General features: G+C 60.9%; 11 protein-coding genes. All 11 read right to left on the bottom strand.

Features of this window, described 5'->3' with window-relative positions:
- Nucleotides 1-24: 24 nt before the first annotated feature.
- Entirely contained in the window at nt 25-2,745 is a 2,721-nt protein-coding gene (locus tag ACMV_RS02355; protein ID WP_013639435.1) for a ribonuclease E/G, read from the bottom strand.
- 766 nt (nt 2,746-3,511) lie between these two features.
- Nucleotides 3,512-4,861, bottom strand: coding sequence for a glycosyltransferase (locus tag ACMV_RS20700; protein ID WP_013639433.1), 1,350 nt, complete (start codon nt 4,859-4,861; stop codon nt 3,512-3,514).
- A 68-nt stretch (nt 4,862-4,929) separates the two neighbouring features.
- Complete coding sequence (locus ACMV_RS02350) at nt 4,930-5,490, bottom strand: hypothetical protein (RefSeq protein ID WP_231295335.1); 561 nt, start codon at nt 5,488-5,490, stop codon at nt 4,930-4,932.
- Nucleotides 5,491-5,750: 260 nt separating this feature from the next.
- Nucleotides 5,751-6,134, bottom strand: a complete 384-nt coding sequence (locus ACMV_RS02345; protein ID WP_007422344.1) for a hypothetical protein — start codon at nt 6,132-6,134, stop codon at nt 5,751-5,753.
- Between the two features lie 241 nt (nt 6,135-6,375).
- Nucleotides 6,376-8,379 (bottom strand): glycosyltransferase family 2 protein, encoded by a 2,004-nt coding sequence (locus ACMV_RS02340; protein ID WP_013639431.1) that lies wholly within the window; start codon nt 8,377-8,379, stop codon nt 6,376-6,378.
- Nucleotides 8,380-8,546: 167 nt separating this feature from the next.
- Nucleotides 8,547-11,081 (bottom strand): glycosyltransferase 61 family protein, encoded by a 2,535-nt coding sequence (locus tag ACMV_RS02335; protein WP_013639430.1) that lies wholly within the window; start codon nt 11,079-11,081, stop codon nt 8,547-8,549.
- 83 nt (nt 11,082-11,164) lie between these two features.
- Nucleotides 11,165-11,785 (bottom strand): thiamine phosphate synthase, encoded by a 621-nt coding sequence (thiE, locus tag ACMV_RS02330; protein ID WP_013639429.1) that lies wholly within the window; start codon nt 11,783-11,785, stop codon nt 11,165-11,167.
- A complete protein-coding gene (locus ACMV_RS02325) occupies nt 11,782-12,696 on the bottom strand; it encodes a class I fructose-bisphosphate aldolase (RefSeq protein ID WP_007421325.1) in 915 nt (304 codons plus the stop codon). The genes thiE and ACMV_RS02325 overlap by 4 nt, the downstream gene beginning before the upstream one ends.
- 52 nt (nt 12,697-12,748) lie before the next feature.
- Nucleotides 12,749-13,159 carry a hypothetical protein gene (locus ACMV_RS02320; protein ID WP_011941488.1) on the bottom strand — a complete coding sequence of 137 codons (411 nt, stop codon included), beginning with the start codon at nt 13,157-13,159 and terminating at the stop codon, nt 12,749-12,751.
- On the bottom strand, nt 13,140-15,569 hold the full coding sequence (locus tag ACMV_RS02315) for a DNA translocase FtsK (RefSeq protein WP_013639428.1): 2,430 nt from the start codon (nt 15,567-15,569) through the stop codon (nt 13,140-13,142). Before ACMV_RS02315 ends, ACMV_RS02320 begins: the two co-directional genes overlap by 20 nt.
- A 123-nt stretch (nt 15,570-15,692) precedes the next feature.
- Nucleotides 15,693-16,967: an ammonium transporter gene (locus tag ACMV_RS02310; protein ID WP_197535788.1), complete on the bottom strand. Its 1,275-nt coding sequence runs from the start codon at nt 16,965-16,967 to the stop codon at nt 15,693-15,695.
- Nucleotides 16,968-17,137: the final 170 nt, after the last annotated feature.

The following is a 17,137-nucleotide window of genomic DNA, read 5'->3' as shown; positions in this document are numbered from 1 at the left end:
TGCAACCGGAATATCAGGGTCAAGTCAGGCTGGGCGCTTCCACCAGCCGCGCTTGCGCGCGGCGGTCGGCGTTTCGCTGGCACCAATCAGAACGGGTTGCACCGCCGCCCCTGGTGCTGCCTGCCCTTCATTGGCAACAGGCGCTTCGGCGCCAGCGACATTCCCGGCAGACGCCGAGCCATCCTGCGGCGCGGCGCTCACCTCGGCGACTGCTTCGGTGGTTGCAGGCGCGTCAGCCACCGCAGTCTCCGCTTCCATGGGCCTTGCCTTCGGCCGACGGGTCCGGCGGGGCTTGGGCGCGCGGGCTTCCGCCTGTTCGGCAGCCTCAAAAATATCCGCGATATCGGTGAAGACCGGTTGCTGAACCTCAGGCTCGGCGGCCTGCGACGCAGCGGCGCGCCGCCGCCGGGTCGTCGGGCTACGCGGGCGGGCGGGCGCTCGACGCTTCGGCTTTGTCTCTGCCTCCGCTTCCGGCGCCGGCACTTCGCCGGCAAGGGACGGAGCGGCCTCCGTGGCGGCCGGTGCCGTCTCCACGACCTCGGGTTCCTTTGCGGGCTCAGGAACGGCCGGCGCAGTGTCGGCGACGGCCGGCTCCATCGTGACTTCCGGTGCCGGCGCTTCAGCCGCATCGGCACGGGCGGCGGTCGGCAACACGTCGTTCATGCGCGATTCGAACTCGGCCGGTATTCCGGCGATCTCCGGCTGCTCGCCAGTGGGCGCGGACACCAGGTCCTCCCGACGGCCGCCACGGCGGCGGCGGCGGCGGCGGCGGCGGCGTTCGACCTCATCGGCCGCCTTTCCTGCGTTGCCGGCGGCGTCCTCCGTCGCGACCTCGTCACCTTGCTGCTCTGCCTCGACCTCCTCCGTCTCGGCCGGCGCACGGAATGTCGGCGCCGGCGTTTCCTGCGGCCGCGCCGCATGCGCCTTCACCTTCTCGATCTTGAAGGTGGCCGGAACGGTGCCATCCGCGACGAAGACGACCTTCATGCCGAACCGCGCCTCGGTGGCGGCAATCTGCGCACGCTTGTGATTGAAGATATAGAGCGCGACATCCGGAGTCAGGTGCACCAGCAACTCGGCGGCCTGGCGCGCCGCCTCGTCCTCGATCGCGCGCAACACCGCGAGTGCGGTGCTCGCCGTGCTCCGCACATGCCCCACGCCCTGGCAATGCGGGCAGGCGATCAGCATGGTCTCGGCCAGCGACGGCCGCAGCCTCTGGCGGCTCATTTCCAGCAGGCCGAAATGGCTGATACTGCCCACCTGAATGCGCGCGCGGTCGTTTTTCAGCGCATCCTTCAGCCGCCGCTCGACCATCGCGTTGTGCTTGCGGGTCTCCATGTCGATGAAATCGACCACGATCAGCCCCGCGAGGTCGCGCAGGCGCAACTGCCGCGCCACTTCCTCCGCCGCCTCCAGATTGGTCCGCAGCGCGGTATCCTCGATATTCCGCTCCCGCGTTGCCCGGCCCGAGTTCACGTCGATCGCAACCAGCGCCTCGGTCTGGTTGATCACCAGATACCCGCCGGACTTCAGTTGCACCGTCGGCTGGAACATCTGGTCGAGCATCTGCTCGACATTGTGCTTGGCGAACAGCGGCTGCCGCTCGGTCCATTGCTGGACCTTCTTCACATGCGTCGGCATCAGCATCCGCATGAAGTCGCGCGCCGAGCGGAATCCGTCCTCGCCCTCGATCAGCACCTGGTCCACGTCGCGGGTATAGACGTCGCGGATGGTCCGCTTGATCAGCGAGGCCTCCTCATACACCAACGCCGGCGCGATCGAGGCCAGGGTACGCTCGCGGATATCGTCCCACAACCGCAGCAGATATTCGCAGTCGCGCTTGATTTCCGGCTTCGGCCGGTTCGCGCCGGCGGTGCGGACGATCATGCCCATGCCCTGCGGAATCTCGAGCTCGGCGATCGCCTCCTTCAGCCGGCGACGATCAGCCAGCGAGGTGATCTTGCGCGACACGCCCCCGCCATTCGGCGAATTCGGCATCAGCACCGAAAAGCGGCCGGCAAGCGAAATATAGGTGGTCAGCGCCGCGCCTTTCGAGCCGCGCTCCTCCTTCACCACCTGCACCAGCATGATCTGCCGGCGATGGATCACTTCCTGAATCTTGTACGAGCGCAGGGCGCGCAGCCGGCGGCGCTCCTGCGCCTCCTCCGCGCCGTCGACGCCGTCATCCCCGCCGACCTGCTCGGGCGGGGTCGCCGTCGCCTCTGCGCCCTCCCCCGCCCGGTCCTCGCCCGCGCCGGCGCCACTGGCTTCAGGTCCGGAGTCCGCCTCGGCCTCACCGACCTCAGCCGGCGCGGCGGCGGCCTCGGCGTCAACCTGGCCCTCGGCATCCGGCGGCGCGTCGCCGATCGCGATTTCCGTCACCCGCGGCGGCCGCGGCGCCGCGAGCGCCGCCTCCTGCTCGTCCTCGGCATCCTCGGCCTCGACGCGGCGCCTCGCCTCCTCCGCCTCGAGTTCCAGCAGCTTCTGCCGGTCGGCGACAGGGATCTGATAATAGTCGGGATGAATCTCGGCGAAGGCGAGAAACCCGTGCCGGTTGCCGCCGTATTCGACGAAGGCGGCCTGTAGGCTGGGCTCTACCCGGATAACTTTCGCGAGGTAGATGTTGCCCTTGATCTGCTTCCTGTCGGCAGCCTCGATATCGAAATCATCGAGGCGGTTGTTGTCCAACACCACAACGCGGGTTTCTTCCGCGTGGCTGGCGTCGATGAGCATGGTCTTGGTCATGGGGGGAATAACTCCTGCGCGCCAGCGGCGGGACCATCGGGTCCCCTGCCTGCGGGCGCGGATGTTGGCGTGTGGTCGTTCTGATCATCGTCAAAGGCCGGTGCGCTGGTCGCGGGACACGCCGGATGGAAAGGCGCTGCTGTGAAGATATGCGACGGAAAGCGCGGTCATCGGTCCTTGTCTCGTAGGCCGGCTGCGGCATCTCCGCACCCCGGCCGAGGCGTTTCGGCACCTCGCGGCCCGTCAAACCAGACCCTTCGGCGCCCATCTATCAGTGGATAGGGGCCACACGGATTTTTGCTCCGCGGATCAACCCATTGATTCTTTCTCCATGACGCAAACCCGCCCCGATGGCAAGGGTTGCCCTTCAAACCAAACGGTTCCGGCCCTCGCTCAGCCCATGCGCCACGAAATGCCGCCAAGGGGAAAGCGATGTGTCTTCAATATCTTGAAATATGGTCCCATATGCGACTTCATCAAAGGGTGCTTGGATAAATGGAAACGGAAATTGGTATCGTTCAGCGATTTGCCTCTGTTCGGCAAGAAATTCAATTTTCTGCGGAAGAGTAGACCACGGCGACCGGAATAAACTCCCATCCTTCGAGACCACTTCGTTCCAGATACGCGCATTATTCGCAATATCAATGTCATTACCGGTTGAAGTCACACTTGCAAAAAGAATATCGGACCGAACAACAAAGAAATAATCTGTAGCTTGGCCATCTTTTTCAAGCCGATTTATGCCACCATAACCAGCGGAAACTAGTCACTTTGTAAATTCCGTATGTTCATGTCCGAATTTTAAAAATCGTGAATCAAAATAGCCACATTCATCAAGCGCAGGATGCGAAAAAGCAATACACGGCCCGCCTAATTTACGAGTAATTCCCGGTTCTATGGAGTCACAACGTCGATCCACATTTTCTTCAATCATATCAGGGAAAGCGTAATTTATGTGACCATATTTTATTGCGCCGTTTACAAAATTTTGCTCCCAACCGATTCCGTCAACATGAACATCGTCGTCCAGCAAAATAATCACATCAACATGAATAAAATTCCTAAAAAAGAAAAGACATCTATTTTTATTCCAAGCGACACCTCTATTTCTACCAGAAAAATAATAGATTCCATCTTCATTTGGAAGAAATTCAAGTGTATTATCAATAGATCCATCATCGGCGACAAAAATTTCGCACGGAATGGAAGTAAAATTTTTAATTCTACGAATACTTTCTTTTAAAACATCAAAACGATTAAAAGTAGTAATTCCAATTCCAATCTTTTTTCCAGAAAAATTGTTCGTTCGATCAATATTCAATTCAATATTTTTAAGTATTTTCAGAACATTAAACCGATATCTACAAGCTGATCTATCATTTACGTCATTCACATCATATATCGAGAAATCAGAATCTAATCGCTCTATATCGTGATATCCTCGTTTGAGTTTTTGCATCCACTGTATTTTAGATTTCGTGAAATAATGGTTCAGCTTTCCAAATGAGTAATCAGGGATATTTTTCAGTAAAGAATCATTGTCTAACTCTAATTTTTTTCCATTTAAACCAATATAATCTCCATTGACCTCAAATGTATGCGGCTGGTGACAACATTTTGTGAAAACTGGCTTAACTATTGACTTAACATGTCGATTAGGACCAAAATTTTCATTAGATCTCTGGATAAAATTATCAATTATTAAGCCATAAGGCTGAGAAATATGACCAGACGACCCAAATATAGCCCAAGGAATTCCAATAGCAGCGGCACTGCCGTCGGCATAGATACGAAGTAAACTCTTAAGATCTAATGGTCTATTTATAACAAGAAATTCATCCACATCAAAAAATGCAATCCATTCAAAATTACTTCCAAATCTTTGTAGCGCATCATTATATGCGTTTATTTGATATTTATTATCATTTTCAGGCCAATTAATTATCTTAACATCATAATTTTTTGAAAATTTTTCAATTATCGAAACAGTGTTGTCACTTGAACAATTATCATAGATAATTACTGAATCAAATCCTATAGAAATCTGAAATGCGATCCACTCGGCAATATTATTAGCTTCATTCTTAGCTATAGCAACGCAAGCAGAACGAACCACCTGAATTTCCTTTATATAATCTTATCCAATAAAAAACTCATAGAAATTTTCACATTTTATCTTCTCAATTATTGCCCCAGCAGGCTCGCCAACATCTGCGGCGGGAGGGTAACCTCCGAATAACCCATCGGCGGCTCGAAATCGCCCGCGGGCTGCGGGCCGATATGGAGCGAAAGCGCCTGCACGCTCACCCGCCCGTGCGGGTCGCTGCCGGAAGCCGCGAGGGCAAATCCGTCCGGCGTCAGGCAGGCCGTGCCCGAGGCGTTTCGCCGCAGCACCAGGTAGCGGGTGCATCGATAGCCTGCGATCGTCGCGGTGCCGAGCGGGGTGAAATGCGCGCCCCGCATCGCCATCACCTGTCCCATGGCACCCGACAGGCCGGGAACGTTCACCAGCGCGTGCATCTGCGGCAACACAAGCTGCGCCCGGCCCGAATGAAGGTCGAGCAGCGCCGTCATCGGCATCGGCGTGCCGGAAAGGCTCGTGGCCCGCACCAGCCCGGCAGCGGCATCGAAGCGGATCCGCCACGTCTGCTCCGGCTTGCCCGGCTGGCTGACCTGGTAGATCGCGCTGGCATCGCGGTCCGGCAAGAGCCGCGGCGTCGCGGCAAAGCCAGGCGCTGTGCTCATCGCCAGCAACAGCAGGCCCGCGCCCGCCCGGCGGCGTGCGCCCGGTTCGTATCCGCGGCGGAAAATGGGGAGAAAACGACTCGTCATGCCCGATGATGACCCGAATCGCCCGCCCCGACAATCGGCGCGTGCGGCGCGCGAATAAGCGGGGAACATGCCCGCGCCCGGAGCAAGGGGGAAACGGGCGACACCCGAGAGCCTGAGCGCCGGCCCGCACGCCTGTGTGCGGGTCGGCGCCATCGCCCCCGACCGGTCCGGGATCAATGCCCGTACTGGCCGCCCGCCAGCGGGAGATTGATGCTGAACGAAAGGGCGGGCGGCGCGTAATAGCCCTGCGTCCCCATCACATGGTATCCCTCGCGGTCATAGTGTGGGTGGCCCCAGCGCTGATGCTGCCAGCCGTTGTTGCCCCAGCCACCATGATACCGGCTGTGCTGGTAATTCCCCCGGTTCTGCCAGCCATGCCGCTGCCAGTTGTTCTGCCGCCGGGGCTGTTGCCACCCCTGCTGCTGACCCTGGCGGTGCCAGCCGCCCTGCGCTTGATAACCCGGATCGGCCAGCGCGGTGCCGCCGAATGCCGCGAGGCCGAGGCCAATCGCGAGTGCGGCAGCGGTGGTGCGGATCATGGATTTGTTGCTACGCATGGTCTTGTTCTCCTTCAACCATGAGCAGAAGAGTGGACCCGCGATTTGTCAGCACGATGCCCCCCAGCGGGCAGGACTGCGGCATGGAGACGAACGGTTTTTCGTTCAACCCGCTGAAAACGCGCCTTTCTCTGAACGAATGCCCTGATATGGCCACAAACGCCCTCGCTTGACCTGCCTTTCAGGACAGTCGCCCGGTTGCGGAGGGCTCCTCGGCGCCTGCGCTCATTCCGTCCCTATTTCAGCCATGCCGATCCTCACTCATGAATTTGCGGACTGCCCACATATTCCGCTCGGCACGCGCCGCCGAATTTTCATCGTACTGGTCGGGGTTCTTGCTGAAGGTGATGTAGCCATAAACCTGCCGGTTATCGAAATACTGCGGTATCGACGCCTTGCGCGCGGAATCTGACAGGATGACATATTCATACCGTCCGCTGCCGTCGTCGTAGTTCAGGTGCTCGATGACATCCGCTCGAACGGCATAGGTGCAATGAACCAGGGGGACTTCGATCAGCCCCTGGATGCGGCGCGACATGATCAATTCATATTGCGCGCAGTCCCGGAAATAGCCGTTGTCATCAATCTCCGCGTGCAGGTTCGAATAATAGCTCGATGGCTCGGCATCCCGCAGCAACGGAGCGACGATCGGCAACCCCGTGGCGACAAGTTCGCGCAGCGTGCAGCGCCTGATGAAATTGTCGATGTCGGCGACAAAATACCAGTCGCAGCCATGTTCACGCGTCTTCCTGAGGCTCTCGTTCCGGATGCGGCCGAGAACGCGGAATCGGATCGCGTTCCATTCGTGCGCGCCGAACTGTTCGACCCTTTCGTCGACATCCGATGGATCGAACTCGACGGCGGCATATGAATGGCCGACCCGGGCAATCCACTCGCGCAGGATCTCCTCGGTCCGGTCGGTATTGTTGTTCGTGCGAATATACAGAACAATCGACGACTTCGGGTAATCGAGCGCTTCTATGCAGTCGAGATAGAGCGGGAGGAATTCCTCCTTTTGCTTGGCAAGGATGGCAATCAGCACGCGGGGCGCGGTTGTCGTTCCGCTCCGCAACAAGCGTTCCGGTTTGAGGGCGTGTTGGTCAGGGTAGCTTTCCTGCCCGAGGCGCCCATAATCCGGCGCGGAGGCGGGCCTGACCTTGTCGAGCAATGCCCTGAAATTGCGCGCCACCCGCGGAAGCTCATGCGCGGGCACCTTGCCTGACGCAAGAACCTCAAGAGCGGCATTGAAGCTTTCGGAATAATGGCCCGCCCAGTATCCGTTCGCCGCGTATTGATCGAGCAGGCCATAATCGTGAACCCACGTCTCCACGAACAAGCCGCCCTCAGGGGCCGGCTTCCCGATCCCATGTTCCGCGATCCGAAACCCCTCCTCGTTACGCCCCTTCGCGAAGCAGTAGCGAGAGGCCGCAAACAACGCCTCGATCCGATGCGGCGCGGCCGCTGCCGCACGGCGATATGCGGCGAGAACCGTCTCCTCGTCGCGCCCGAGCCGTTCCATCATGAGCGCCGCCTGGTAAAGACTCCAGTAGACTTCCTCCTGCCAGAAGCCCATCTCCGCACGCATCAGATAGGCGATCATCGCACGCTCGTGCTGCCCCATATCCCTGAGGCTCTGCGCGTGATAGAAGACATAGCGGGCTCGAAGCCAGGGATCTTCTTCGACGAAAATCGCAGCCTCGAGAATTGACGCATCACGCGCATAGGTGGACGGATCGCGCCGCCGGGCGCCGTCATGATTCCGGCGCATGACGATCGGCAGATGCTCTTCGGAGGCCGGCGCATCGCAGTGCAGAACCTCGTGCAGCACGCCATGCCAGCGCCAAGGAAGAGCGCTGCGCACGATCTGGGTGCGCCGATACACGATGTTCACGTCTTGAATGTCGAACGTATAGCCATCGGCCGCCAATTCAGGCCGGGCAAAGCCGGGGGGCAGTTCGAGCGCGTCGTCGGCATCGATAATCAATATGTAATCGCCGTGCGGCCTGGCGAGTTCGAGCGCCTCGTTGCGATTATGAGCAAAATCGCGCCATGGGCTCTCGCGCAGTTCACCCGGCACAGCATGCTCTTCGAAGAAGCTTCTTATGATATCCTGGGTGCCGTCCGTCGATCCGGTGTCGCAAATAGCCCAATGATCGATCAGTGGCAGGACCGAGGCGAGACAGCGACGAATAACAGGCGCCTCATTCCGCACAATCATGCTGAGACAAATGCGCGGCCGAATCATTGAATGCTCCATGAAAAGAAAACTGAAATATCGTTCATGTTAGCGCAGCGATCAGCCCATGCAAAGAAACAACGAGGGCGCGGGTTGCCCGGTCTTCTTTGTGTGCTCCGACAACTGCTTGGGTGAAATCTTGCGCGCCGACGAACCGTGCTCGCCGTGTTTGAAGTTCATGCCATGCGCGCGAAATCGACTCCCATTCGGATATCGGACGCCTCGAATCTCGTGCTGAATATATTTTCATGAGACGATGTTTCACCAAAGATATAGCCCGTCTGGTGGCCGAGATACTCCCCAATGCCGGCCTGCAGGCCAGCAAACCAGTTGCGCCTGTTCTCATGCAGAACGACGGCAAAAACGGGATCCTGACAAAATATCGTCGAATGAAGCGCGGATCCATGCTGGCCCGCGATCACCTTGGCGCCCCGGACAAGTCGAATTTGCTCAGAGATCGACAACTTTTCCGGCCTTACGATATGAAAATTCAAATCATTAAACAACTTAATAATTTTGTCATGGCCATCTATTTTTCTCCAGGTGAATTCCTGCTCTCTATCGAAATAGAGAAACGTATTGGACACATCACTTTTCGTCTGGATATTTTTGTCAATTCTTTTATTGATGAATTCTGTCGCATTCAAAAACAATGGCGATGTACGGCCGCTCATTCTCAGCAGGGTTGGTACAAACAACGATCTGCACAGGGGCACAATCTCGTTCTGATCATAAATAATCAGATTTTCTTTTTTGATACCGACGAGATTCATAAGATCAATAGCCCAATGACCAACATCCGACGGCATCAAGAATTTTATCTTTGATACGTCTATTCCAATGTAATCCAGAAGGTAAATTTTTGGCAGAAAATCAACAAGCCAGTGACCATATATGTTATGGCCATTGGTCGCGAGAAGAACGCAATCTTCATTTATTTCTAAAAATCTTTTGTTCTCGAATTGAAGTTCATGCAGAGATTTTTCGAGACAGATATCTTGCGGTTGTTCTCCGGCTGGCTGATAGATTTCGTCAATCCGAAATCTGTGACGTTGTGAAACCAGAATAATACCGGCATTGAACCAAGGGCCATGAATTTCAATATCTGAAATCTTGTAAACGGAAATCGGCCATACGGATCTCTCGCGCCTGAAATCATTCATGATGTCCGATGTCACCGGCCCTTTGACAAAGGCCGGTTCAGGCCGCTCGCAAGTATACGCTTTGGCAATTTCGATTGCTTCAATTCCGCTGATTTCGTTCACGGCCCGTTTGATATCAATTGGCTCTATATCGCTTGAAACGCGCCGCGTCGGAAGCCGTTTCTCCGGGCTGTCAATCCTTGGCGGATGCAATGACGGCACAAACCGGACGTGTTCTTCCAGCACTTCTGATATAATTCTGTCGCCGTATTTCTGGAAAAGCGCGTAACGCTCGCGCCAGTGTTGACCGTGATCGTTCAGCCCCCTGGTGCCGACAAAAGCGCGACCGCCATTGATGATTTTTTTTCTGACGTGCGAGAGTGATCTAAGAGAAAAATGATAAATATACCAATCATCACACCCGACCTGTACAACCGAATCGAGTGAATCATTCAATTTTTCAATAAAATGATTTCCGTTTTTCAAACTGTAATCAAAGCCGACCCGATACGCGACCTTGGGTACCAGCGGCAAAAGCCGGTACCGCATGACATTGATTTTCTCGAACGGATCATCTTCAGAGCCGAATTCTTCCAGAACTTGCGGCGAAGCCGCATGTATCCAGTGCATCACCAGCACACGCGTATCGGGATCGTTGAGCCTCCGCTCCAAGGCCGAGAGCTGTTCGGATGACGGCCTGCTCGTATCGCTCGCGATGAACTCATCGGCATCGATGAAGAACAGCCAATCCAACCTGAGGCCCGCGATTTCCGCATGTCGTTGAAGCGTCTCGGCGTAAACCCTCATCTTGTCGGCCTGGTAATGACCGCGGACCGGATCGTCGACAAGAAGAACGAAGCAATCGTCATGCGAGTCCCGAAACCGCGACACGATCTCGCGTGTATTATCGGTGCTCATATTGTTGAGAACGCAGAAGGCGCGGAAGCCGAGCGCGTAATGATGGCTCAGGTTCTGGCCGATGATATCCTCCTCGTCCTTGACGAGGAGGATCATGCCGGCGCGTTCGAGCGCGGGCACCCGTCCCGGTCGGCGCGGTTGCCAGCCGGGAGAGGCGCGAGTCCTGTCAAAATGATCGAAAGCCGCCCATCCGGCATAATGGCGGGCAATCTCCGCGCGCGATTCGGGCCGCAAACCCTCGTATTCAGCGCGGATATAGTCCCCTCGCTCGCCGACCCTGCCTTCCTGGGCTAGGTTCTCCGCCATCGCGAGAACCGGCCAGTGACTGCCGGGATCGATCGCGCGGGCAGCTTCGATATCCGCCTCGGCTTCGCGGAACGCTCCGTGCCTCCGGAAATGATCCGCACGCTGGAGATGCGCGCGGAAGCGGAAATGCGGATCACCACAGGCGAGAACGTAACCATTGATCGCCAGCCCCCGCGCATCCCGCCCCCGCGCGAACATCCGCTCCACCAGCATGAGATGCAGTTCGAACTCGCCCGGCCGGCGGAACGCTTCCTGGATCAGGCGGTCAAGAAAAGGTTGCGGGTCGGCGGCGCCGTCAAACTCCGCAAGGAGTTCCCGCCATATCGGGACAATGGGTTCGGACATGAAATACCCGTATGTTCAAATACGTCTCTTTTTGTCCGTTCGGCCTCAAAGCCGCAACCCTTCAGCCCATCGTTCCGGAACCCTTATGCAAGCTCGGCGCGGAACGCCCGCACGCCGGCCGCGGGCCCGTCCGGATGCTGCCAGACGGCGCCCACAACGGCGAGGAAATCGGCCCCCGCCTCAACCAGCGGCGCGGCATTTCCGGGGGTAATGCCGCCGATCGCGACGCAGGGCACTTCCATCAGTTCCGACCACCAGCGGAGAATCTCCACATCCGCGCGGGCTTTAGGCTCCTTCGTGCCGGTCGGGTAGAAGGCCCCGAAGGCGACGTAGTCGGCCCCCTGCTCCGCGGCCTCCATCGCGAGGTGGCGGCTGTCGTGGCAGGTGATGCCCAGGCTGAGGCCGTCGAGCACGCGCCGCACCCGCGCGAGGCCGCCATGGGCCGCGAGGTCGTCCTGGCCGAGATGCGCGCCGTCGCAGCCGGTTTCGACGGCGAGACGCGGGTCGTCGTTGAGCAGGAAGGCCACCCCGCGCGACTGCGCGACCGGACGCAACGCGTCGATCGCGCGGCGCATCTCGTCCGCTCCCGCCTCCTTGAGGCGGAGCTGGATGCAGGCAACGGGCCCGGCGTCCAGCGCCGCCGCCAGCGCATCGGCGAAATCCGGGCCGAGGCGCGGCGGCGTGATCAGATAAAGCTCGGTCAAGCCTTGCCCTGATAGATACCGACGATCTGCGAGAGCAGCGCCAGCGCCTCGTCCCGCGGACGGGTAAAGGCGTTGCGGCCGATGATCGAGCCGGAGGCGCCGCCCTCGTTGAGGGCGCGAACGGTCTCGATCAGGCTCGCCGAGTCCGTGGCCTCGCCGCCCGAGAACACCACGAGGCGGCGGCCGTTGAAGCAGGACTGGACGACATGCTCAATGCGCTTTGCCAGGGTCGAGACGTCGACCTTCTCATAGGCCTTCCGCGCGGCGTCGAGCCCGATATGCTCGGTCGGCGGCTTGACCTTGATGATGTGCGCGCCGAGCAGCGCGGCCATATGCGCGGCATAGGCACAGATGTCGATCGCGGTTTCCGCCTTCTTGTCGAGCATCGGGCCACGCGGATAGGACCACAGCACCACGGCGAGGCCGGCGGCCTTGGCCTCCTCGGCCAGTTCGCGGAACTCCTCCATCATCGCGAACTGGTGCTCGCTGCCCGGATAGATGGTGAACCCGATCGCCGAGCAGCCGAGGCGCAGCGCATCGGACACCGAGCCGGTCACGGCCTGATCCTTCTCGGTCGCCAGCGAGTTGGAGGAGTTCAGCTTGAGAATGGTGGGTATGCTGCCGGCGAAACTGTCGGCGCCCGCCTCGATCATGCCGAGCGGGGCGGCATAGGCGGAAAGCCCGGCATCGAGGGCGAGCTGGAAATGGTATTGCGGGTCATAGGCGGCCGGATTGCTGGCGAAGCTGCGCGCCGGGCCGTGCTCGAAACCCTGATCGACCGGCAGGATGACCATCTTTCCGGTGCCGCCCAGCTTGCCCTGCATCAGGATGCGGGCGAGGTTGGCCTTGGTTCCGGGATTGTCGCTTTCGTACCAGCTCAGGATCTTCCTGACCCGTTGAGTGACGCGCATTGGGATCTCCCTCTGAAAGAATGCAGTCTGAAAGAAGGCAGGCGGGAAGCCGTTAAGCCGGATTGTCCGCGGCGTCCAGCCAGGCGGCGAGCGCGGCCGGGCCAATCCTGTTCCCCAGATCGAGCGCCGGCGGCGGCGCATCAAGCAGGGTTACGCGGTATTCATCCGCGAGAGCCGCGATGCGGGGAAAGGCCGGCGTCGCAGGGTCGAGAACGAGGCCGCGCAGGCCGATTCGCAGCGCCTCGAGCGCGCGGCCGGCGGCGTCGGCGCAATCGAGCAGCGCCGGGCCGGTGAACCGCTCCGAAGCCAGCAGACTCCGCCACCACAGGCAGCCGGCATAAAGCGCGAAACCGGGCGGCGAGAGCAGCGTGACCGGCCGGCCCGGCGCCAGAGCGCGGGCGACATGCTCGGCATCATGCACGATCAGGGCGGGCGGCAGGCGTTCAGTCGCGGTCGCCGGCAATCAGCACCTCGCGCTTGCCGACATGGTTGGCCGGGCCGACCACGCCCTCCTTCTCCATCTGTTCGATCAGCTTGGCGGCGCGGTTGTAGCCGATCTGCAGATGGCGCTGGATGAACGAGGTGCTGGCCTTGCCCTCGCGCGCGACAAGGGCCACGGCCTGCTGGTAAAGACCGCCCTCCCCGCCCTCGGCGGCGGCAAGGCCGGGCATCGCCGGCGCATCGTCCTCAACCGCCTCGGTCACCGCCTCGACGTAGTCGGGCTCGCCCTGCTCGCGCAGATAGGCGACGACATCCTCCACCTCGCGGTCGGAGACGAAGGGGCCGTGCACGCGGGTGATGCGGCCGCCGCCGGCCATGTAGAGCATATCGCCCATGCCCAGAAGCTGTTCCGCCCCCTGCTCGCCGAGGATGGTGCGGCTGTCGAATTTCGAGATCACCTGGAAGGAGATCCGCGTCGGGAAATTCGCCTTGATCGTGCCGGTGATGACGTCGACCGAGGGGCGCTGCGTCGCCATGATGACATGGATGCCGGCGGCGCGGGCCATCTGTGCCAGGCGCTGCACCGCGGCCTCGATCTCCTTGCCGGCGACCATCATCAGGTCGGCCATCTCGTCGATGACGACGACAATGAGCGGCAACGGTTCGAGGGCCAGCGGCTGGTCCTCGAAAATCGGCCGGCCGGTTTCCGAATCGAAGCCGGTCTGCACCCGGCGGGTGACGACCTCGCCGCGGGCGAGCGCCTCATTCACCCGCTCGTTGTAGCCGGCGATGTTGCGCACCGAGAGGCCGCTCATCGCGCGATAGCGGCGCTCCATCTCGCGGACCACCCATTTGAGCGCGGCAACCGCCTTGGCCGGCTCGGTCACCACCGGCGCGAGCAGATGCGGAATCCCCTCGTAGACCGACAGTTCGAGCATCTTCGGATCGATCAGGATCAGCCGGCATTCCTCCGGCGAGAGCCGGTAGAGCAGGCTCAGGATCATCGCATTGACCCCGACCGACTTGCCCGACCCGGTGGTGCCGGCGATCAGCAGGTGCGGCATCCGCGCGAGATCGGCGATGACAGGCTTGCCGCCGATATCCTTGCCGAGCGCAAGGCCGAGGCGGCCGGTGGTGGCGTTCCAGTCGGCCGATTCGAGAAGCTCGGAGAGGAAGACGGTCTCGCGTCTCGCGTTCGGCACCTCGATGCCGATCACGTTGCGGCCCTGAACGGTGGCGATGCGCACCGCAAGCACGGACAGGCTCCGCGCGATGTCGTCGGCGAGGCCGATGACGCGGGCGGAGCGGATGCCGGGGGCCGGTTCCAGCTCGTAGAGCGTGACGACGGGTCCAGGCCGGATCTCGACGATGCGCCCCTGCACCCCGTAATCGCCAAGCACGGTCTCGAGCAGCCGCGCATTCGCCTGCAGCGACTCGGTATTGGGTCCGGTCGCGGCGTGCGGCGGCGCCTGCTTGAGCAGTTCGAGCGGCGGCAGCCGCCAGAGGCTGTCGGGCAGCGGCAGGCGTTCCTGGCGCGGCGGCGCCTTGCGCGTCGGCGCCGTGCGGGTCAGCCGCGGGGCGGACGCCGAAGCGGCGGGCTGCGCGACAAGATCGTCCCGGCGCATCGGCGCCGGCCCGGCCTCATCGGCATATGGGTCCATCGCCTCATCCGGCGCACGGGGAATGGCCAGGGCGGAGCGGTCGTCTGCCGCCGGCGGGTCGCTCATCGGCGGCGAGGCGACAATCTCCCTCAGCCAGACCGACATGTTACTGGCGCCACGGACGGCGCGCTGGCCGTGCTTGGCGGAAGCGGCGGCGGCGGCGGCGGCGCGCCGGCCGGCCAGTCGCCACTCGCCGGATGTCAGGCCGAACGCGAAGGCCGACACCGCGATGCCGATCAAAGCCGAAAGGCCAAGCAGCAGCACGCGCCCGATCACCCCGAGCGCGGAATGCGCGACGACGGCGCCGTAACCGCCGAGCAGCGCGCCGATCGCACCGCCGGGGCCGGCCGCCACCGGCCATGCGGGCGCGAAGGCGGCATTCAGCGCATGAAACACGCCGAACATGCTCGCCAGGCACGGCATGGCGAGCAGGGCGGCCAGCGCGCGCAGCCGCCAGCGCGTGATCTCGCCGCGATTCACCAGCACGAATCCCCAGGCCAGCAGCACCAGCGCCGGCAGCGCGCCGGCCACGCCGAAGCCCTGAAGCAGCAGGTCCGCCAGGATCGCGCCGAACCTTCCCGCGAGATTCTGCGGCGGTAGGCTGGAGGCCGTGTCGAGCGACGGATCGCCGGCATGATACGAGACCAGCGACACCAGCACCGTCAGGCCGGCCAGGACAGCGCAGAGCGCCCCGAGTTCGGCGAGGTGCCGAACGAAGCGCGCCTTCAGGGCCGGCGAGAGGAACTGGCGGGATTCGGTGGTCGCGGACATGCTTCGGTCAGGCTCCGGAAATGCGGCGTGGCGTGAACTATAACCCGAATCACCCTGATCTGACAAAGAAAATGGCCGGAAGCACCGCTCCGGCCATTTCCGCGATCCCGCAGCGCGGCGAAATCAGTAGCCGTGCTGCAGCACCTCGCCGTGCTCGGAAATGTCGAGCCCCTCGCGCTCGGCGTCCGGCGACACGCGCAGACCCATCGTGACGTCGATGATCTTCAGGATCACATAGGAGACGATGCCGCTGTAGAGCAGCGTGACGACGATCCCCTCCGCCTGCAGCACCATCTGGTGCGGATTGCCGGCCAGCAGGCCGTTGGTGCCGCCGATCGACTTCACCGCGAAAACACCGGTGAGCAGCGCGCCGGCAATGCCGCCGAGACCGTGCACGCCCCAGACATCGAGCGCGTCGTCGTATCCGAACATGCGCTTGAACCCGGTCACCCCCCAGAAGCAGACGACGCCGGCGACAAGGCCGATGACCAGCGCCCCGCCGACCGGCACGAAGCCGCAGGCCGGGGTGATGGCGACGAGGCCGGCCACCGCGCCCGAAACGGCGCCGAGCAGGCTCGGCTTGCCCTTGATCATCCACTCCACGAGCGTCCACGAGAGAACCGCCGCGGCGGTCGCGAGATGGGTATTGATCATCGCATAGCCCGCCTGGCCGCCCGAGGTGAGCGCCGAGCCGGCATTGAACCCGAACCAGCCGACCCAGAGCAGCGAGGCGCCGACCAGCGTGTAGCCGAGATCGGCCGGCGCCATGTTGACGCTGCCATATCCCGTCCGCTTGCCGACCATGATGGCCGCGATCAGTCCCGCCGTTGCCGAATTGATGTGCACCACCGTGCCGCCGGCGAAGTCGAGCACTCCCTGGCCGCCGAGGAATCCGCCCGGCCCCCACACCATGTGCGCGATCGGCGCATAGACCGCGATCAGCCATACGCCGAGAAAGACCATGGCCGAGGAGAACTTGAGCCGGTCGGCCGGTCCGCCGAGGATGAGCACCGGCGTGATGATCGCGAAGGTGCACTGGAACATGCAGAACACCGTCTCCGGAATCGTGCCCGACAGCGTGCCCGTGCCATCCCCCATCAGCATCACCTGCGACAGGCCGCCGATGAACGGATTGCCCTTCGTGAAGGCGAGCGAGTAGCCGATCACCACCCAGAGCACCGAAATCAGCGCGGTGGCGAAGAAGCACTGCATCAGCATCGCCAGGATGTTCTTCCGGCGCAGCAGGCCGCCATAATAAAGGGCAAGGCCGGGCACCGTCATCATCAGCACCAGGACCGAGGACGTCAGCATCCAGGCCGTGTCCCCCGAATCCAGCTTCGGCGCCGTATCCGCGAAGGCCGCGGCGTTCCAGCCCATGATCCCGAGGAAAGTGCCCATGCTCCCTATGAGCAATCGTCTCTTCATTCGCCGATGTCCTTCCTGCTCTGCGATGTGCGTTATAGCGATGCAGGCAGGAATGCACGGACTGTGCCAACACCCGAAAGCGCGAATAATCGGCATGTTTAATCATGACCGGATGGATCAGTTTTCAAATGATGCAATTTTTG

Source organism: Acidiphilium multivorum AIU301 (assembly GCF_000202835.1).
GTDB classification, from domain to species: domain Bacteria; phylum Pseudomonadota; class Alphaproteobacteria; order Acetobacterales; family Acetobacteraceae; genus Acidiphilium; species Acidiphilium multivorum.
The sequence above is the reverse complement of the archived record's forward strand: the minus strand, read 5'-3'. Positions and strand labels throughout refer to the sequence as shown.